Raw genomic sequence first — 262 nt, 5'->3', positions numbered from 1 at the left:
GCATGACACTTACAACTCCGGGTCTACTTTTTCCAGCTATATCTTTGTTACTTCTTGCTTATACAAACCGATTTTTAGTACTTGCGCAATTAATAAGAGAGTTAAATGCCAGAGAAGGCGAGTCAATTCGCCCTGTGGTGGTTGCGCAAATTACCAATTTAAGAAAGCGCATAAAGCTCATAAGAACCATGCAAGTTTACGGTGTAGGCTCTTTTTTATTATGTACCTTGTCTATGTTTGCTCTTTTTATTGAGTTTAATAC

1 protein-coding gene is annotated in these 262 nt (G+C 37.4%); it reads left to right on the top strand.

Going from position 1 to position 262, the window contains the following annotated elements; translation table 11 throughout:
- A partial coding sequence (locus SB756_RS31390; protein WP_410913409.1) for a DUF2721 domain-containing protein occupies positions 1-262 on the top strand: 262 nt, incomplete at both ends.

Source organism: Pseudomonas sp. SIMBA_068, from assembly GCF_046534705.1.
Taxonomy (GTDB): domain Bacteria; phylum Pseudomonadota; class Gammaproteobacteria; order Pseudomonadales; family Pseudomonadaceae; genus Aquipseudomonas; species Aquipseudomonas putida.
This window is presented reverse-complemented; position numbering and strand designations above follow the sequence as displayed.